The organism is Providencia sp. 2023EL-00965, from assembly GCF_033550225.1.
Taxonomy (GTDB): Bacteria; Pseudomonadota; Gammaproteobacteria; order Enterobacterales; family Enterobacteriaceae; genus Providencia; species Providencia manganoxydans.
Genome location: NZ_JAWUEH010000001.1, coordinates 161,858 through 176,975, shown reverse-complemented (window position 1 = coordinate 176,975; position 15,118 = coordinate 161,858). Strand labels below are relative to the sequence as shown.

Below are 15,118 nucleotides of genomic sequence, written 5' to 3'. Positions count from 1 at the left end.
TGATGAGTAGTTAATTTCCAAGCGTAAAATCGATCGGCATACGTACAGTGACTTTGCCATTTCGGATCATTTGTGAAGGAGGGACTGGCAAAGGCTGTGCTCTAAAAATGACCTTTTCAGCCTCCCTATCCAGAGAGCGAGTTCCTGACGCTTTAACAAGTGAACTTTTGATGACATACCCTTGGGCATCCACATCAAATATGATGACAGGAATGCCTGTCCGATTGCGCCGACGTGCGTCATCGGGGTAACGTTTATATTTATTTAACTTTCCAAGCACCAGTGCCTGCCATTGCTTTTCTGCATCAAGCATAGCCTGTGAATGACTGTTCAAGTTAGCAGCAACTCGGTCTGTCGTTTTGAGTGCAGCGGCATCACTTGTAACGGGCGCGACACTTGAACGTGAGTTATCGCTTTCAACAACTTCGACTGGCTTTTTTGGCTGCTCTCTCCTCTCTTTTTTAGGAAGAGGCTGAGATCTTTGCTTCTCTGTTTTAGTCACCAATAACTCAGCTTGTTCATTGGTTGGCAAGGATGGAAGTTGAGATTCTTCTGGTGTGGCTTGTTGCGCTTTACTCGCGACAGAAACCTCTTGGATTTGCCCAATATTCACTTCAGTGACTTGTTTAGCTTCTGCCTCCATTGAAAGCTCCATCACAACAGATGGAGGTGGCGTGAAGTCATCCCATGATTGTTGAGCATCATTGTGTAAAAACAGCCAAACAATCACAAGATGTAATGCAATTGCAATAATAACAGCACCACCCATTTTTGTGTTTTGGTAGTACCCAAATGTCATTGTACTCATTTTGATCTTATATGCTGTGCAAAAACTCAAATGATAATCAATTACACTTGTAAATGAAAACTATTTTACTAAAAATTGATTCAACCATCACAATTACATTACTAATGATTATCAATAGGTTAATTATTGCTCACATCAATAGAACTTGGAGTATACCAAACATAGTCTGCATGCAGATTATCAATCTCATTGCCTTTTTCAGAAATGATTAACACTTTAAATTCCGCTTCAGGGGCTAAATCCTGTATATGTAAAGGTACACCAATTGCACGTGTCGCATGATACCCACCCGCAAACAACATCGCTGGTGTTGGAGCTTGTAATAATGACTTAGCCATCCGACGATCACGCATTTGCTGGATCACGGTCATTTTTGCAACTTGTTCAGGGGTTAATTTCCCATCATGTGATGTTTCAATTGTTTGGCTAATCAACTCTTGTACGATAGGTTGAGTCGAGTAAACACCATTCAATACAGGTGGATTCTTATACGCTTGATTAATTTCTTCAGTATTTAAATTGGCGGAAAGCAATGGATAAGGCGCTTTCAGCAAAGATTTAGTGAGTTCCCCATATTGCTCCCACGGCCAGCCTTTTTGCCAGTGCAACGCTGATTGCAGTTTTTCATCGCGAATATAAGGATCCCCTTGCATTTGTGCTTTGACCTCACTGACACTTGCTTGCTGGTCAGGTTTAATCATTTCGAGTAACACAGAACCTTGCGGACGCATTTTATGCATCTCTTGTGAAAGCCATTGCTCAATTTGATGATGGTATAGATTGTCGTGCTTTTCACCCACAATCACGCGAGGCGATTGCGATAGACGTTCAATAAGTTGCTGAGGAGTGATAGATTGGCCAGACTGTAAATCAACAATTTGTCCTTGTTCCGTTAATTGACTATCGAGTAATAGCGGTTTTTGTTCAATCTGCTGTGCACAACCTGCAATAAACAATAATGACACTGCAATAATTGCGGCTTTTAATCTTAAATTTACTGATATCATCATCTTTTCCATCTATAGTCGCCATACTTCAAGTTGCAGCCCTTCGTTAAAGTATCAGTGAATACACTCATACCTGTCACATAGCTACTCCTCGAATTATTTAGAGTTTATTATATTCAAGATGATTCAAAATACAGATAATGAGAATTATTTTCAATTAAAAAAGCCTCAGAAAGCGTGAGTTTCCGAGGCTATTTATCCTTAAATAAAATTACAGGGGATGAGTTTGAGCTTCAACGACGGCTAAGGCGACCATGTTGACAATACGACGTACTGACGCAATCGCAGTCAAAATATGGACTGGTTTTGCAACCCCCATTAGTACTGGACCTACTGTCACCCCATCAGAACTCGTCACTCGCAGTAAGTTATAGCTAATGCGTGCCGCTTCCATATTTGGCATAATCAGTAAGTTTGCTGATCCTTTCAGTGGGCTATCAGGCATAACATCTTTACGTATTGATTCAATTAATGCCGCATCCGCATGCATTTCACCATCAATTTCAAGATGTGGTGCGCGTGCCTTGATTAAGGCTAGCGCATCACGCATTTTTTGGGCAGAAGCACACTCTGATGATCCAAAACTAGAACGTGATAACAAAGCCACTTTAGGTTCAATACCAAAGCGACGCACAGTATCCGCCGCCATTAACGTGATATCGGCAAGCTCTTCTGGAGTCGGATCTTCGTTAACATAAGTATCGGCAACAAAAGTATTCCCTGTAGGCAGTAACAACGCGTTCATTGCACCGGCGGTGTTAACCCCTTCACGGAAGCCAAATAAATTTTTGACTACTTCATAGTGTTCGCTGTAGCTACCAATAGTACCGCAAATCATACCATCAGCCTCACCACGCAATACCATGATGCCACCAATTAGCGTTGGATTGCCAATCACTGCACGACGAGCCATTTCTTGCGAAACCCCACGACGTTTCATGATTTGATAATACTCTTGCCAATACTCTTTGAAGCGTGGGTCATTTTCATTGTTGACCACTTCAAAATCTTTACCTAGCTCAATGTGTAAACCGAGCTTTTGAATACGCATTTCAATGACGCTTGGACGTCCCACAAGAATTGGGAATGCTAACCCTAATGAAACCAGTTCTTGAGTTGCATGTAGCACACGCTCTTCTTCACCTTCGGCTAACACAATACGCTTTTTATCAGTTTTAGCTTGAGAGAAGATAGGCTTCATAAACAGGTTGGTTTTGTAAACAAACTGATTTAGCTGTTCAATATAAGCATCAAAGTCTTTAATTGGACGTGTAGCGACACCTGAGTCCATAGCGGCCTTCGCAACTGCTGGCGCAATTTTCACAATCAAGCGAGGGTCAAATGGCTTAGGAATAATATATTCAGGGCCAAAGAACAGATCTTGGTTGCCATAAGCAGAAGCGACCTCTTCGCTTTGTTCTGCTAGAGCCAAATCGGCAATCGCGTAAACACAAGCCAATTTCATCTCTTCGTTAATGGTGGTAGCCCCCACATCCAATGCACCACGGAAGATGAACGGGAAACACAATACGTTGTTGACTTGATTTGGATAATCGGAACGCCCTGTACAGATAATCGCATCTGGGCGCACTTCTTTCGCCAATGGCGGTAAAATTTCAGGTTCAGGGTTAGCTAGGGCTAAAATTAATGGATCTTTCGCCATCGTTTTAACCATGTCTTGTGTCAATACGCCAGGACCTGAACAACCGAGGAAAATATCAGCATTTGGGATCGCGTCACCTAAAGTTCTTGTGCCATTATCTTCAATCGCATACGCCGCTTTGGTTGCATCCATTTTGTCATCACGGCCTTTATAAATAACCCCTTTCGAGTCACATACCGTGATGTTCTCATGTTTCAAACCTAATGCCACTAGAAGGTTCATACAGGCAATGGAGGCCGCACCTGCGCCAGATACCACTAGGCGTACATTACCAATCTCTTTTTTTACAATACGTAGGCCGTTGATTACCGCCGCTGTACAAATAATCGCGGTTCCGTGCTGATCGTCATGAAACACTGGGATATTCATGCGTTCACGCAGTTTTTGCTCAATATAGAAACATTCAGGCGCTTTGATATCTTCGAGGTTAATACCACCAAAAGTAGGCTCCAAAGAAGCAATGATATCAACAAGTTTATCTGGGTCAGTTTCATCGACTTCGATGTCAAACACATCAACGCCAGAAAACTTCTTAAACAACACCCCTTTCCCTTCCATAACCGGTTTACCCGCTAAGGCACCGATGTTACCTAATCCCAAAACGGCAGTTCCGTTTGAGATCACACCAACAAGATTTCCTTTTGCTGTATAGCGATAAGCTTTTAGTGGCTCCGCAGCAATTTCTAAGCATGGAACTGCAACCCCTGGTGAGTATGCAAGCGCCAAATCGCGTTGGGTGGTTAATGGTTTTGTTGGTGTGACAGTTATTTTTCCTGGATGAGGAAACTCATGAAAATCAAGAGCACTTTGTTTTAATATATCATCCATCATCAAGTCCTTTCAAAATTAGGTAGGGTATAAGCAGTAACAGTATAAACATATCAAACAAGTAAATCATGATCTTGCCGACAATTTCCAGAAAATTCTTTGAGTTACATGGTCAAGAGATAAATCTAACCTAGCTCAGTAAGCACAAACACGCTTAATGAGTTAATTTTATAATTATAAATGTAGATATAATTACTTTTGATAATTTTAATTTAATCAAAAGCAAGTTATTATTTTTAGGATTTAACGCGATTCTTTTATCTATTTCTTTTATTTTAATATTAGTTATTAATACAGAAAAAATTATTAATAATATAAAAGATAGCGATGAATTCACTATCTATATACTCGAAAAATTAAAGATACCGCTAAGTGATAAATGAATAAATTGCTAGCAATATAAAAAATGCTGTCACTGTCGTGAGTGAGTCTAATCACCAATGCTAAAACATAAAGTATGACGAATATAAAGGAAAAGCTATTATGTCCCCTCAAACAGTCATGATCATTGATGAACACCCTCTTTTCCGCTATGGGCTACGACATCTTATGGGTTCAGATGAGCTCTTTGTTATTGCCGCTGAGAGCGGTAACGCCTCTGATGCCCTCAATATCGCTGATAAGCTGCAACCTGACATGATCCTTATCGATACGAACCTTTACGGCACAAAGACCTTTGAAACCATTAGGTTACTACGCAAGCGCTGCATTAAATCATATTTACTTGTTTTATCTTTTTCATCTACTAAAACAGATATTTATAATGCCATTGATGCAGGTGCACAAGGGTATTTACTCAAAAATAGTGAGCTTGATATGCTCATAAATAGCATGCGCAAAGCGGCTGAAGGGCACCATGTTTTTAGCGAAAAGGTTTATCAATGCTTAATTAATCGCCATCAAACTTATGATCCATTATCATCTCTCACAAGACGAGAAAGTGAAATACTGCATGAAATGGCAACGGGTTTAAAAAACAAAGAAATTTCTAAATTACTTTTTATTTCGGAAGAAACAGTCAAGGTGCATATTCGTAACATGCTAAAAAAATTAAATGTACGTTCACGATTAGAAGCAAGTTTAATCTATATGCGTTCAAAGTAATATTATTAATAAGATAAAAATAAGCATGCTAATAAATTAATCCTTGTAGCGAAGAAATCGCTATCCTTTATATTTTCTTGATAAGTAAAATCATCAATAAAGATATATACTCTAAATAATTCGAGTTGCAGGTAGGCGACAAGTGAAGATAGACGGGGAGTATAGATGAACTATGTGATTCGGCTAGCTGAGTGCAGTCAACAACCCTGCATCTTGCAGTATGACGAGTATAGTTGTCACCGTATAATACAAATATTGTTTATATACCTCCCTTAATAATACGATAATAACTTAAGTTAACGTTATTTTAATCATTAGATTAAATTTTACCTACTGCATAGACAATAGATAGAAAGGGTAGATCATGATTGAATTTTAACGCATTATGTATGACTAACCGTTAGTCAGTAAAGGAAAACTCCATGTCAAACACCGCATCAACACCTTACATTATGTATGGCATTAAAAATTGTGACACCATTAAAAAGGCACGTCGCTATTTGGAAGAAAATAACATTAGTTATCAATTCCATGACTATCGTGTTGATGGTATTGATGATGCATTATTATCAACATTTATCGCCCACCTTGGTTGGGAAGTCCTTGTCAATAAAAGAGGAACAACATGGCGTAAACTGAGCGATGAACAAAAAAATGCGGTTATTGATGATAACAGCGCCAAAAAAGTATTACTGGCTGAGCCTGCAATGATCAAACGCCCTATCCTTGTTTCTGCTGATAAGCGTTACCTTATCGGTTTCTCCGCTGATGAATATCAACAATTTACTCAATAAGTCGGAGCCTAACGATGGATTGCCCTGTAATACAACTAGCCCAAGATCTGATTGCTCGTCCTTCAATTAGCCCCGATGATCAAGGTTGTCAGGCACTAATCATTGAACGCCTAAAAAAGATTGGCTTTACCATTGAAGAAATGCCTTATGGCGATACACTTAATTTTTGGGCTCACCGCGGCCACTCAGGAGAAACGTTAGCATTTGCCGGTCATACCGATGTGGTTCCTGCTGGCGATCCCGCTAAATGGAAAACGCCACCTTTCACCCCAACAATTATTAACCAACATTTATACGGCCGTGGTGCAGCTGATATGAAAGGCTCCATCGCCGCAATGGTGGTTACCGCAGAGCGTTTTGTTGCCAAACACCCTAGCCACACCGGTCGCCTTGCTTTTTTAATAACCTCTGATGAAGAAGCAAAGGCCACAAATGGTACAGTTAAAGTGGTTGAAGCACTTATGCAACGTAATGAGAGACTGGACTATTGCTTGGTTGGAGAGCCATCTAGCCAGTCTCAGCTAGGTGATATGGTGAAAAATGGCCGCCGTGGTTCAATTACCGCTAATTTGACCATTTTAGGTACACAGGGGCACGTTGCTTACCCTCATCTCGCCGATAACCCTGTACATCGAGCCACCGCGTTTCTACAAGAGTTGGTCTCAACGCAATGGGATGAAGGCAATGAATTTTTCCCTGCCACCAGTATGCAAATTGCGAATGTTCAAGCAGGAACCGGGGCTAATAATGTCATACCGGGTGAGTTTTTTATTCAGTTTAACTTTCGCTTTAGTACAGAACTCACCGATACGATGATCCGCGAGCGAGTTAAAAGCATGCTCGAACGTCATCAATTAAAATATGAGTTAGTTTGGTCTCTTTCAGGACAACCTTTTTTAACGCGTACAGGGAAACTGGTTGATGCAACCGTTCAAGCCATTAGTGAGTTAACCAACCGTAATACAGAGCTTTCCACCAGCGGTGGAACATCTGATGGCCGTTTTATCGCTCAAATGGGGGCTCAAGTCATTGAATTAGGCCCACTCAATGCCACCATTCATAAGGTTGATGAATGCGTTAGTGTCGATGATTTACAGCAGCTGGCACGGATTTATGAACGAATTATGGAGCTCCTATTACTATGATTTCAATAGAGATGCTAACGGGTCGATCAACCGATCATCTAGTCACTTTAGGCGGTAATCACCGCCTACAATTTAATGCGACTAAGGCTTTCTTAGCTATGCAGCAAGCGGCTGCTAAAGCGGGTTTCAAGCTACAATCAGCCAGTGCTTTTCGTGATTTTTCACGTCAGCAGCTCATCTGGAATGAAAAATTTGTTGGTAAACGTCCGGTTCTTGATAAACAAAGTCAACCTCTCGATATCGCGTTATTAACCGAAGGTGAATTGTGCGAAGCGATCTTGCACTGGTCTGCACTGCCGGGCGCCAGCCGCCATCATTGGGGAACTGAAATTGATGTTTATGATCCATTACGGCTACCAGCAGATCAATCATTGCAATTAGAGCCTTGGGAATACGAGGAAGGTGGTTATTTTGCTGAGCTAAATCAATGGCTAACCGACAATATGGCAACTTATGATTTTTACCGCCCTTTTACGGCTAAAGATGCAGGGGTTGCTTATGAACCGTGGCATATCAGCTATTGGCCCTTATCCCATGAAGCAGAACAGCTACTTACCCCCAATGTGATCGCATCAGTTCTGCAACAGGAAGAAATTTTGGGCAAAACATGGTTATTAGACAATATAGAGTATGTGTTTAATCGCTATATTAAAGTGCCTGAATAACACTTAAAGCGCCAATAAAGGCGCTTTAAACCGTTGGTTTGTCGACCACGGGTAAGCGATACATAAAAATCAATAACCAGCACAACAGAGCAAACAATCCCAATTTTAACCACCAAAAACTGACCACCCAAATTGAAATAGTAAACGTCACTAAGATGACGATGATCGCTTTCGGTTTCGCGCCTTTAGGTAGCCCTTTATATGTCTGCCAATGGCGAATATAACTACCAAACCATGAGCGATACAATAACCAGTGATGAAAACGTGGAGACGAACGAGAAAAACACCAAGCTGCTAACAGTAAAAATGGTGTTGTTGGTAAAACAGGCAGTACCACACCTAAACAGGCTAATATTACAGCAGTCCAACCCATTAGAATTAAAAATCCCTTTTTTATATTCAAAATGGCTCTCCCCTTCACTTTAAAATATGTTTAAATCATGAAATATACGATTGGCAATCAATCTATACTCTAAATCATCCGAGGCGCGGCTAGGCGATAAGCGAAGATAGATGGGGAGCATAAATAAACTCTGTGACCCAGCTAGCTAAGCGTATCACTATACCTCAACGAACAGCGCTGCAACTTGAAGTATGACGAGTATACAACATTAACACACATGGGAAATAACATATGCATTGGCTAGCAGACTATTGGTGGGTGATCATTCTGATTTTAGTCGGCGTCATCTGGAACTCGATCAAAGACATGATGAAAGTCGATCATAAAAAGTTCCTTGATAATAAACCAGATATCCCCCCTCATAAAGATAATAACCACCTTTGGGATGAGGACGACGACTGGCCAAAAGACCAGAAAAAATAATCCTTTTTCTACCCATCATCGTTCAAGATACCACGTTGTTACTTGCATCAGTCACCGTCTTATCTAAGCTGCCAATGACTCGTTGAATTGGCACCTAACAACGCTTCGAGTTATTTAGGGTATCGCGACAGTCATAACAAGCTCAGGGCGTTGATGTAAGATCACATCCCTAACTTCTGCTCTCGCTTGCTTCAACCACGCTTTTTGCCCCATAAGGCCCCATTGTCGGCAAATTTCATTTATAGAATAACTTGCATGGAAATGTAGTGATAACAGCGGCAACGACTCTTTATATTCAAGGAGTAAACGCTGTATTGCCGCACAACTCGCAGCTAAAGGTCGGTGATAGTAGGCAAATCCAACTAATTCAAGCCAATCTGCTTCCATCAGCTGTTGCTGCTCACTTATCGTTAAATTAAAAGCATCAAGATCATTACGCCAAAAAATATCTCTGGATAAATAATTTGTTGCTTTATCACATAACGCCTTAGCAGATAAAGATAGTGGTAAAATCGCCATCGCCGTATAGCAACCGCTACTTGCCTCTAAATGACTTCCTATACGTATTAATTGATAACCTGCACACTGCCAAAAACACAGTAATTCGGGAGTGAGCCCAAAGCTCACCGACAAAAAATCAGCGCCTTGGTTGATAGCGGTGAGTCTTTGTTGCTCAAGGAGTTGCAAACCTATTTTTTGCCTGCGATAACTGGCTTCAACCGCGATCCGCATCACTCGCTGTGAAAACATTTCGGCTGCTTCTGGAAAATAGCTATGTGCCGCCAGCGACTGGACGACTAAATTACCTCTAGGTCGACGAATACCCGCCCATATTTGCCAACTTAACTCACTTTCTAGCCCCCCTTCCTCCACCATCCATAGGGCACCAATAAGATCTGTCTCTGATTTGACTATTTTAAATTGCTGGCGACTTGCATCAAGCAAACGACGTAAATCAAGCGGTGATGTTCGATAATGAGCACTGGTCAATAACCCATAGAAACGCTGTAATTGCCTAGGTTGGCTAATAAGTTGCTGTTGAGTTACAGAGCCAATTTGCCATAATAACGAGCGTTTTTCGCGACTTTGAGGTTCTTCCAGTAACAGAGCCTGATTTATCCATGATTCAAGCGGATCATTCATCGCCCAGCGAATGGGCTCATTTAATTCAAGTGCCGTAAAATTCTTTAATTGCGCACAAAATTTGTTGATAAAACCACGCCCCGTTCCCTCATAGCCATCAACCGTTGTGGTCAATAAAACACGCGGAAAATACTCAATTAACTGACGCAAAATATAACTCGGTATTGCCGCAGCTTCATCAATAACTAGCCAATCTGCACTTATCTCTCCACCGCTATTGCAGTAGTGAAGTAATTCATCAGGCGACCAAAACACCAAGGAGTTTCCCGCATATTGTTCGAGTGTTTGTGTTGCTGCTCTTGATGGTGCGCAACACCAACATTCGCCTTGCCAACCACGGATCAACATGCCTGCAAGGGTTGATTTCCCTCTTCCTCGCGATGCAATTACCCCCCAAACCCCTAGATCGGCTGATAATAGCTGTTCTAGTGCATGTTGCTGTGCAGGTGTCGCTTGACCTGATGGTGGTTGCCAAGGTGAATCATCTTGTAATAAACAAAAATGAGGCTCATCACCTTGTTGCCAAATTAAAACCTCAGGCTGTAGATTAATTGTCCGCTGTAAGTGATGAACAAAATTAGGGGTCGCAATCATACCTCCCTGTTCATTCCAACGTAAACTGTCATTATCCGGCGTAGTCGCCCATTGATTTTGTGGAGGCGTACACAAAATCAATAGACTGCCCGCTTTCAAGGTACCTGCTAATATTGCTAAGGCTTCACAATGCAGCCCCTCTCTTGCATCAAAAATAGCATGCAAGAATTCTTGGCCTAACAAAGTGTGTGCTTGGCTCCCAGCGAGGCACTGACTGATTGAGGGGGAGATAGTTATCCAATCACCTAATATGGATGATCGAATATCATTTAACTTGTCATCAATCCACTGCGTTTCCCCAGATAGGACGAGTAAGCGTCGATGCCCAATAGTATTCAGCTGTGCACAAATTTCAGAAAGTGAGTGAGTCATACTAAGGTTAAGATTTACCAATTAATAATGACAAGATCCCTGCGGCAATCAATGGCCCCACAGGTACCCCTCGAAACAGTGCGACACCAATCACTGTACCAACCAATAAACCAGCGACTGTCGAAGGTTGATGTGACATTAACGTTACGCCACGGCTTCCCAACCAAGAAACCAATATGCCAATAACAATAGCCAAGATCGATTTCCAATTTAAGAATGACCCAAGCACATCGTGAGCGGAGATTTTACCACTGGCGATCGGCGCCATGACCCCGATTGTCAGTATTAAAACACCAATTGTCAGCCCATATTTCTCAACCCAAGGAAAAAAGTTGTTCAATGGCGTGATACGTACAACCAATAGAAATAACATGGCTAATGTTACCGTCATGTTATGACTAATGATCCCAAGGCCAGCTAAAACCAATAAAATAATCAAAGTTGGGTCAACTTGACTCATACAATGTTCCCTGTGATACAAACAACAATGAATAAAAAGACGATTAATGTTATTCACTCACAATACAAGAAGCAAACCTAACCTGATATTTATTGGCCAATATACTGTTGAAATAGCGAATTAACGGGTTCTCCCCCTATTTCTATCATCTTAGTTTTTATTTTTTCCGGTAAATCACCATTTTCTTCAGGTGGTGAAGTCATTAATTCAACAACAAATGGATCTAGGCCTGAATGATTTTTAGCAGCTTCAGACAAAATACTGTCTAGTTTATGCCAAAAGATAGCACCTTGGGAATAAAACTCAGGGTAAACAGAACGATCTCCAGCTTTAAATTGTTTATCTAACGCCATAAAAGTGTGTTTTACCGAGACATTTGATGGTACAACTACATTGCCAATCTGTGACACTAGTTCCGGATTATTTTCAGTCTGTTTTAGCGATTTAAAACCATAATACTGAGCTAATCCTTCTTCTATCCATGTAGGCTGTGACGGTTTGTTACCTCGTATCATATCAATCAATTGGTGAAATTGTTCATGCGCCATGACCAATTGTGTTTTTGCATTATTTAATTGGATATTGTTGTCATCACCATAAAGATAATTAGCAACAAAACTACGCCCACCCGCGGCACCACCTATAAATTTATTTTTTTCATTACTCCCCAGCCAAATCACCAACAACTCATTATCACCACTTTCTTGAGGTGTTATCGATAACGCTTTAGTTAAGTAACCTAATACCTCTTGATGATATTGGTTGAGTTTAAGCTCTGAGGTTAACGTGACGTTGTCACTAAAATAGTGGCTATTCATATTGCCAAAATAGCTTTCTTGTACAGTAAAATCACCCACCAAATAAAATTCGGGCGCTTTATTATACTCAGGCACAGACCATGATTGCCTTCCATCAGCTTTAGCACCATACATTTTTACCTCTGGTGAAGATGAAATCGTCCCTGCGTTATCATTAACAATACGTAGTAGTGATGTGGGTTCAGAAAGTAATATTGTCTTTTTATTGTCATCGGCGTTTGCAATAAAGATCGTTGATTGTTTCGAAGCATCAGCGTCACCATAACGCACATCAGTAGGAGTAACACGCCATATAACCTGCTGACACCCTTTTGGAAGTAACCACTCATAAGTGGTTATTTGCTGCAATAATATCCCTTCGCATTGAACACTATCTATCTGAGGCTTTAACCCCCAATCACCACCTCTAACAACTAATTTTTGGTCAATATCTTTTGTTGGTAACAGCATTGATAGTGTTAAAACACCTTCAGGAGATATTCTGTCAATGTTATACACTGTTTTCGCATTAACGATGATTGGCACGAATGACAACAGTGCCATTAAGCTAATGAGTTGAACTAAACCTTTCACTAATATGACCTTTAAAATTGATTTTGAGCGGAAAACGTATTACAGCTATTTATATCACCTGTATCAAAACCTTTTTTAAACCAGTAATAGCGTTGTTGTGAAGTACCATGTGTAAAACTATCAGGGATCACACGGCCTTGGCTCTGCTGTTGTAACCTGTCATCGCCAATTGCTTGTGCAGCATTAAGAGCCGATTGCAGATCACCATCGCCCAAGATGCCTTCTTTATCCATATTGTGTCCCCAAACCCCCGCAAAACAGTCCGCTTGAAGTTCTAATTTTACTGACAATTTATTAGCTTCTTTCTCACTGATACCCTGTTGTAACTTTCTCACTTGCTGCTCGATGCCTAATAGATGTTGTACATGATGACCAATTTCATGTGCAACAACATAACCTTGAGCGAATTCACCACCAGCACCGAGTTTTGTTTTCATATCATTGTAAAATGAAAGGTCAATATAGACTTTACTATCTGCTGGGCAATAAAACGGCCCCATAAACGCTTGGCCTTGGCCACACGCTGTCGATGTACCGTTACGATAAATAACCAATTTAGGCTGTTGATATTGCTTACCTATTTGCTTAAATTCTGCTTGCCATACATCTTCTGTTGAAGCCAACATCACTGAGGTAAAATCGGCTAATTGTTCTTCTTGCGGGCTGGCTGCGCTTCGTTGTGTTTGTTGAGAGGTAGTATTGCCGATTGGTTCACCCGTGACTAAACCGGTGAGGTCAACGCCATAATAACCCGCCACCACAATTACAATTAAGATCACGATGCCACTTTTTCCCCGTAAAGGAATGCGCATTCCACCGCCAGTTCCCCGAAAGCCTGTTGATGAATTTTGGGATCTTCTATCTTCAATATTGTCGCTTCGACGACGGTTTTGCCAACGCATAGTCACCTCTCTTATAAACAGATATAGGGTTAAATTGCAGTTTAAACCTAAAATCGGGGTTATTGATTTAATTATTTTTATTTATATACGCCATAATCGTTGATAACAACTGCCTATTTTCGTCTACCTCTGAATAAAACTGACTATTTTACAGCTAATGATTTAGTCCCTAACAAAAATTAAACGCAATTTTATGTGTATATGCAAAAGAAAACACTTCGTTACTGATATCTCGTTGATTGTTGCTTACAATAATCGGATCGAAATATAAAATAATCATAACTTATGATTTTCCAGCATTTTGGCAGATGAATAAAACATGCCATATTTATATTATATATAGTTTAGGGCTATTCACATGAATACACACCAACTGTCAGGCTCCTCCAATATACGTTATTTAGCTCTGCGCTTACGTCCCGAAGAAGATGTCATACCTGCTCTACGTCAGTTTATTACATCAAATAATTTAAAGGCCGCCTTCATTGCCGGATGTGTCGGAAGTTTAACTAACGTTAATTTACGATTTGCAGGACGTGATGAAACAAAACAATTTATTGGCAAATATGAAATAGTTTCATTAATTGGCACATTAGATGCCGAAGGCGAGCACCTTCATTTAGCAATATCTGATGATAATGGTGATATGAAAGGCGGTCATATGATGCCTGGATGTACCGTTAGAACGACTTTAGAGTTAATTATTGGTGAATTAGAAGATCTCACCTTTACCCGTGCAAACTGTGAATTATCTGGATATGAAGAGTTAGTCGTCTCAGCACGTCTTACTCAGTAAATTCAATATTTTTTATCCCTAAGGATCCAATTTTTCATGTCAAAATCCCCTATTCTTTCTAGCCGTACCTTGGTACTGATCGTTTTTTCTATTGCTATTAATATGATCGGTGGTCAAATTAGCTCAATGATTAAACTGCCCATATTTTTAGATTCTATCGGCACACTTATTTGCGCGTTACTTGCAGGCCCTTGGATCGCCGTATTAACGGGTTTATTAACCAATTTACTGTGGGGATTATTAAGTGGCCCTATCGCCGCAGCCTTCGCCCCTGTTGCCATGATGATAGGCTTAAGCGCGGGTCTATTAGCTCATGTTGGGGGCTTTCGCACGTTACCTCGTGTCATTCTTTCCGGGGTTGTCATCACCTTAGCATTGATGTTAGTTGCAGTGCCGATCCGCACCTATTTATTTGCGGGTACAACAGGCAGCGGTGCTGACTTTTTTGTTGCTTACTTCCATGCTGTCGGTGAAAACTTATTGGAATCGGTGGCGATTACGGTACTCGGCGCCAATATTACAGACAAGATATTTTCGGCCATTGTCGCTTGGCTGTTAGTCCGCCAATTGCCTCTACGTGCCCAGCAAAATTTTCCGCATATGGCGAGAGTACGGTGAAT

At 40.9% G+C, this 15,118-nt stretch carries 15 protein-coding genes; 7 read left to right on the top strand and 8 right to left on the bottom strand.

The window, feature by feature from the left end; genetic code table 11:
• Window positions 1-10: 10 nt before the first annotated feature.
• The 3 genes from SC428_RS00810 to maeB form a co-directional block, all read right to left on the bottom strand.
• On the bottom strand, window positions 11-808 hold the full coding sequence (locus SC428_RS00810) for an energy transducer TonB (protein WP_318705529.1): 798 nt from the start codon (window positions 806-808) through the stop codon (window positions 11-13).
• A 119-nt stretch (window positions 809-927) separates the two neighbouring features.
• Window positions 928-1,827: a ChaN family lipoprotein gene (locus SC428_RS00805; protein ID WP_318705527.1), complete on the bottom strand. Its 900-nt coding sequence runs from the start codon at window positions 1,825-1,827 to the stop codon at window positions 928-930.
• 199 nt (window positions 1,828-2,026) lie between these two features.
• Window positions 2,027-4,306 carry an NADP-dependent oxaloacetate-decarboxylating malate dehydrogenase gene (gene maeB, locus SC428_RS00800; protein ID WP_140179354.1) on the bottom strand — a complete coding sequence of 760 codons (2,280 nt, stop codon included), beginning with the start codon at window positions 4,304-4,306 and terminating at the stop codon, window positions 2,027-2,029.
• A gap of 483 nt (window positions 4,307-4,789) precedes the next feature.
• Between maeB and SC428_RS00795 the strand changes: the two genes are divergently transcribed.
• The 4 genes from SC428_RS00795 (at window position 4,790) to SC428_RS00780 (ending at window position 8,014) form a co-directional block, all read left to right on the top strand.
• Window positions 4,790-5,410, top strand: a complete 621-nt coding sequence (locus SC428_RS00795) for a LuxR C-terminal-related transcriptional regulator (RefSeq protein ID WP_070928316.1) — start codon at window positions 4,790-4,792, stop codon at window positions 5,408-5,410.
• Window positions 5,411-5,832: 422 nt separating this feature from the next.
• Window positions 5,833-6,204, top strand: a complete 372-nt coding sequence (locus SC428_RS00790; protein WP_070928318.1) for an ArsC family reductase — start codon at window positions 5,833-5,835, stop codon at window positions 6,202-6,204.
• Window positions 6,205-6,218: 14 nt separating this feature from the next.
• Entirely contained in the window at window positions 6,219-7,349 is a 1,131-nt protein-coding gene (dapE, locus tag SC428_RS00785) for a succinyl-diaminopimelate desuccinylase (RefSeq protein ID WP_318705522.1), read from the top strand.
• Window positions 7,346-8,014: a M15 family metallopeptidase gene (locus SC428_RS00780; RefSeq protein ID WP_318705520.1), complete on the top strand. Its 669-nt coding sequence runs from the start codon at window positions 7,346-7,348 to the stop codon at window positions 8,012-8,014. Before dapE ends, SC428_RS00780 begins: the two co-directional genes overlap by 4 nt.
• 25 nt (window positions 8,015-8,039) lie before the next feature.
• On the opposite strand, the gene SC428_RS00775 is transcribed toward SC428_RS00780, so the two are convergent.
• Window positions 8,040-8,411, bottom strand: a complete 372-nt coding sequence (locus tag SC428_RS00775) for a DUF454 family protein (RefSeq protein ID WP_070928473.1) — start codon at window positions 8,409-8,411, stop codon at window positions 8,040-8,042.
• 237 nt (window positions 8,412-8,648) lie between these two features.
• Here SC428_RS00775 and SC428_RS00770 point away from each other — a divergent pair, with 237 nt between their 5' ends.
• Window positions 8,649-8,840: a YpfN family protein gene (locus tag SC428_RS00770; protein ID WP_070928323.1), complete on the top strand. Its 192-nt coding sequence runs from the start codon at window positions 8,649-8,651 to the stop codon at window positions 8,838-8,840.
• A gap of 114 nt (window positions 8,841-8,954) precedes the next feature.
• On the opposite strand, the gene SC428_RS00765 is transcribed toward SC428_RS00770, so the two are convergent.
• The 4 genes from SC428_RS00765 to SC428_RS00750 form a co-directional block, all read right to left on the bottom strand.
• Window positions 8,955-10,949, bottom strand: coding sequence for a tRNA(Met) cytidine acetyltransferase TmcA (locus SC428_RS00765; protein ID WP_318705517.1), 1,995 nt, complete (start codon window positions 10,947-10,949; stop codon window positions 8,955-8,957).
• Between the two features lie 7 nt (window positions 10,950-10,956).
• Window positions 10,957-11,409 carry a DUF441 domain-containing protein gene (locus SC428_RS00760; RefSeq protein WP_070928327.1) on the bottom strand — a complete coding sequence of 151 codons (453 nt, stop codon included), beginning with the start codon at window positions 11,407-11,409 and terminating at the stop codon, window positions 10,957-10,959.
• Between the two features lie 89 nt (window positions 11,410-11,498).
• Window positions 11,499-12,800, bottom strand: a complete 1,302-nt coding sequence (locus SC428_RS00755; protein WP_283125201.1) for a hypothetical protein — start codon at window positions 12,798-12,800, stop codon at window positions 11,499-11,501.
• A gap of 11 nt (window positions 12,801-12,811) precedes the next feature.
• Window positions 12,812-13,702, bottom strand: a complete 891-nt coding sequence (locus SC428_RS00750; protein ID WP_070928331.1) for a neutral zinc metallopeptidase — start codon at window positions 13,700-13,702, stop codon at window positions 12,812-12,814.
• 358 nt (window positions 13,703-14,060) lie between these two features.
• On the opposite strand from SC428_RS00750, the gene SC428_RS00745 reads away from it, so the two are divergent.
• Together SC428_RS00745 and SC428_RS00740 are read left to right on the top strand one after the other, a co-directional pair.
• Window positions 14,061-14,498, top strand: a complete 438-nt coding sequence (locus SC428_RS00745) for a PPC domain-containing DNA-binding protein (protein WP_070928333.1) — start codon at window positions 14,061-14,063, stop codon at window positions 14,496-14,498.
• Window positions 14,499-14,534: 36 nt separating this feature from the next.
• On the top strand, window positions 14,535-15,116 hold the full coding sequence (locus tag SC428_RS00740; RefSeq protein ID WP_070928336.1) for an ECF transporter S component: 582 nt from the start codon (window positions 14,535-14,537) through the stop codon (window positions 15,114-15,116).
• Window positions 15,117-15,118: the final 2 nt, after the last annotated feature.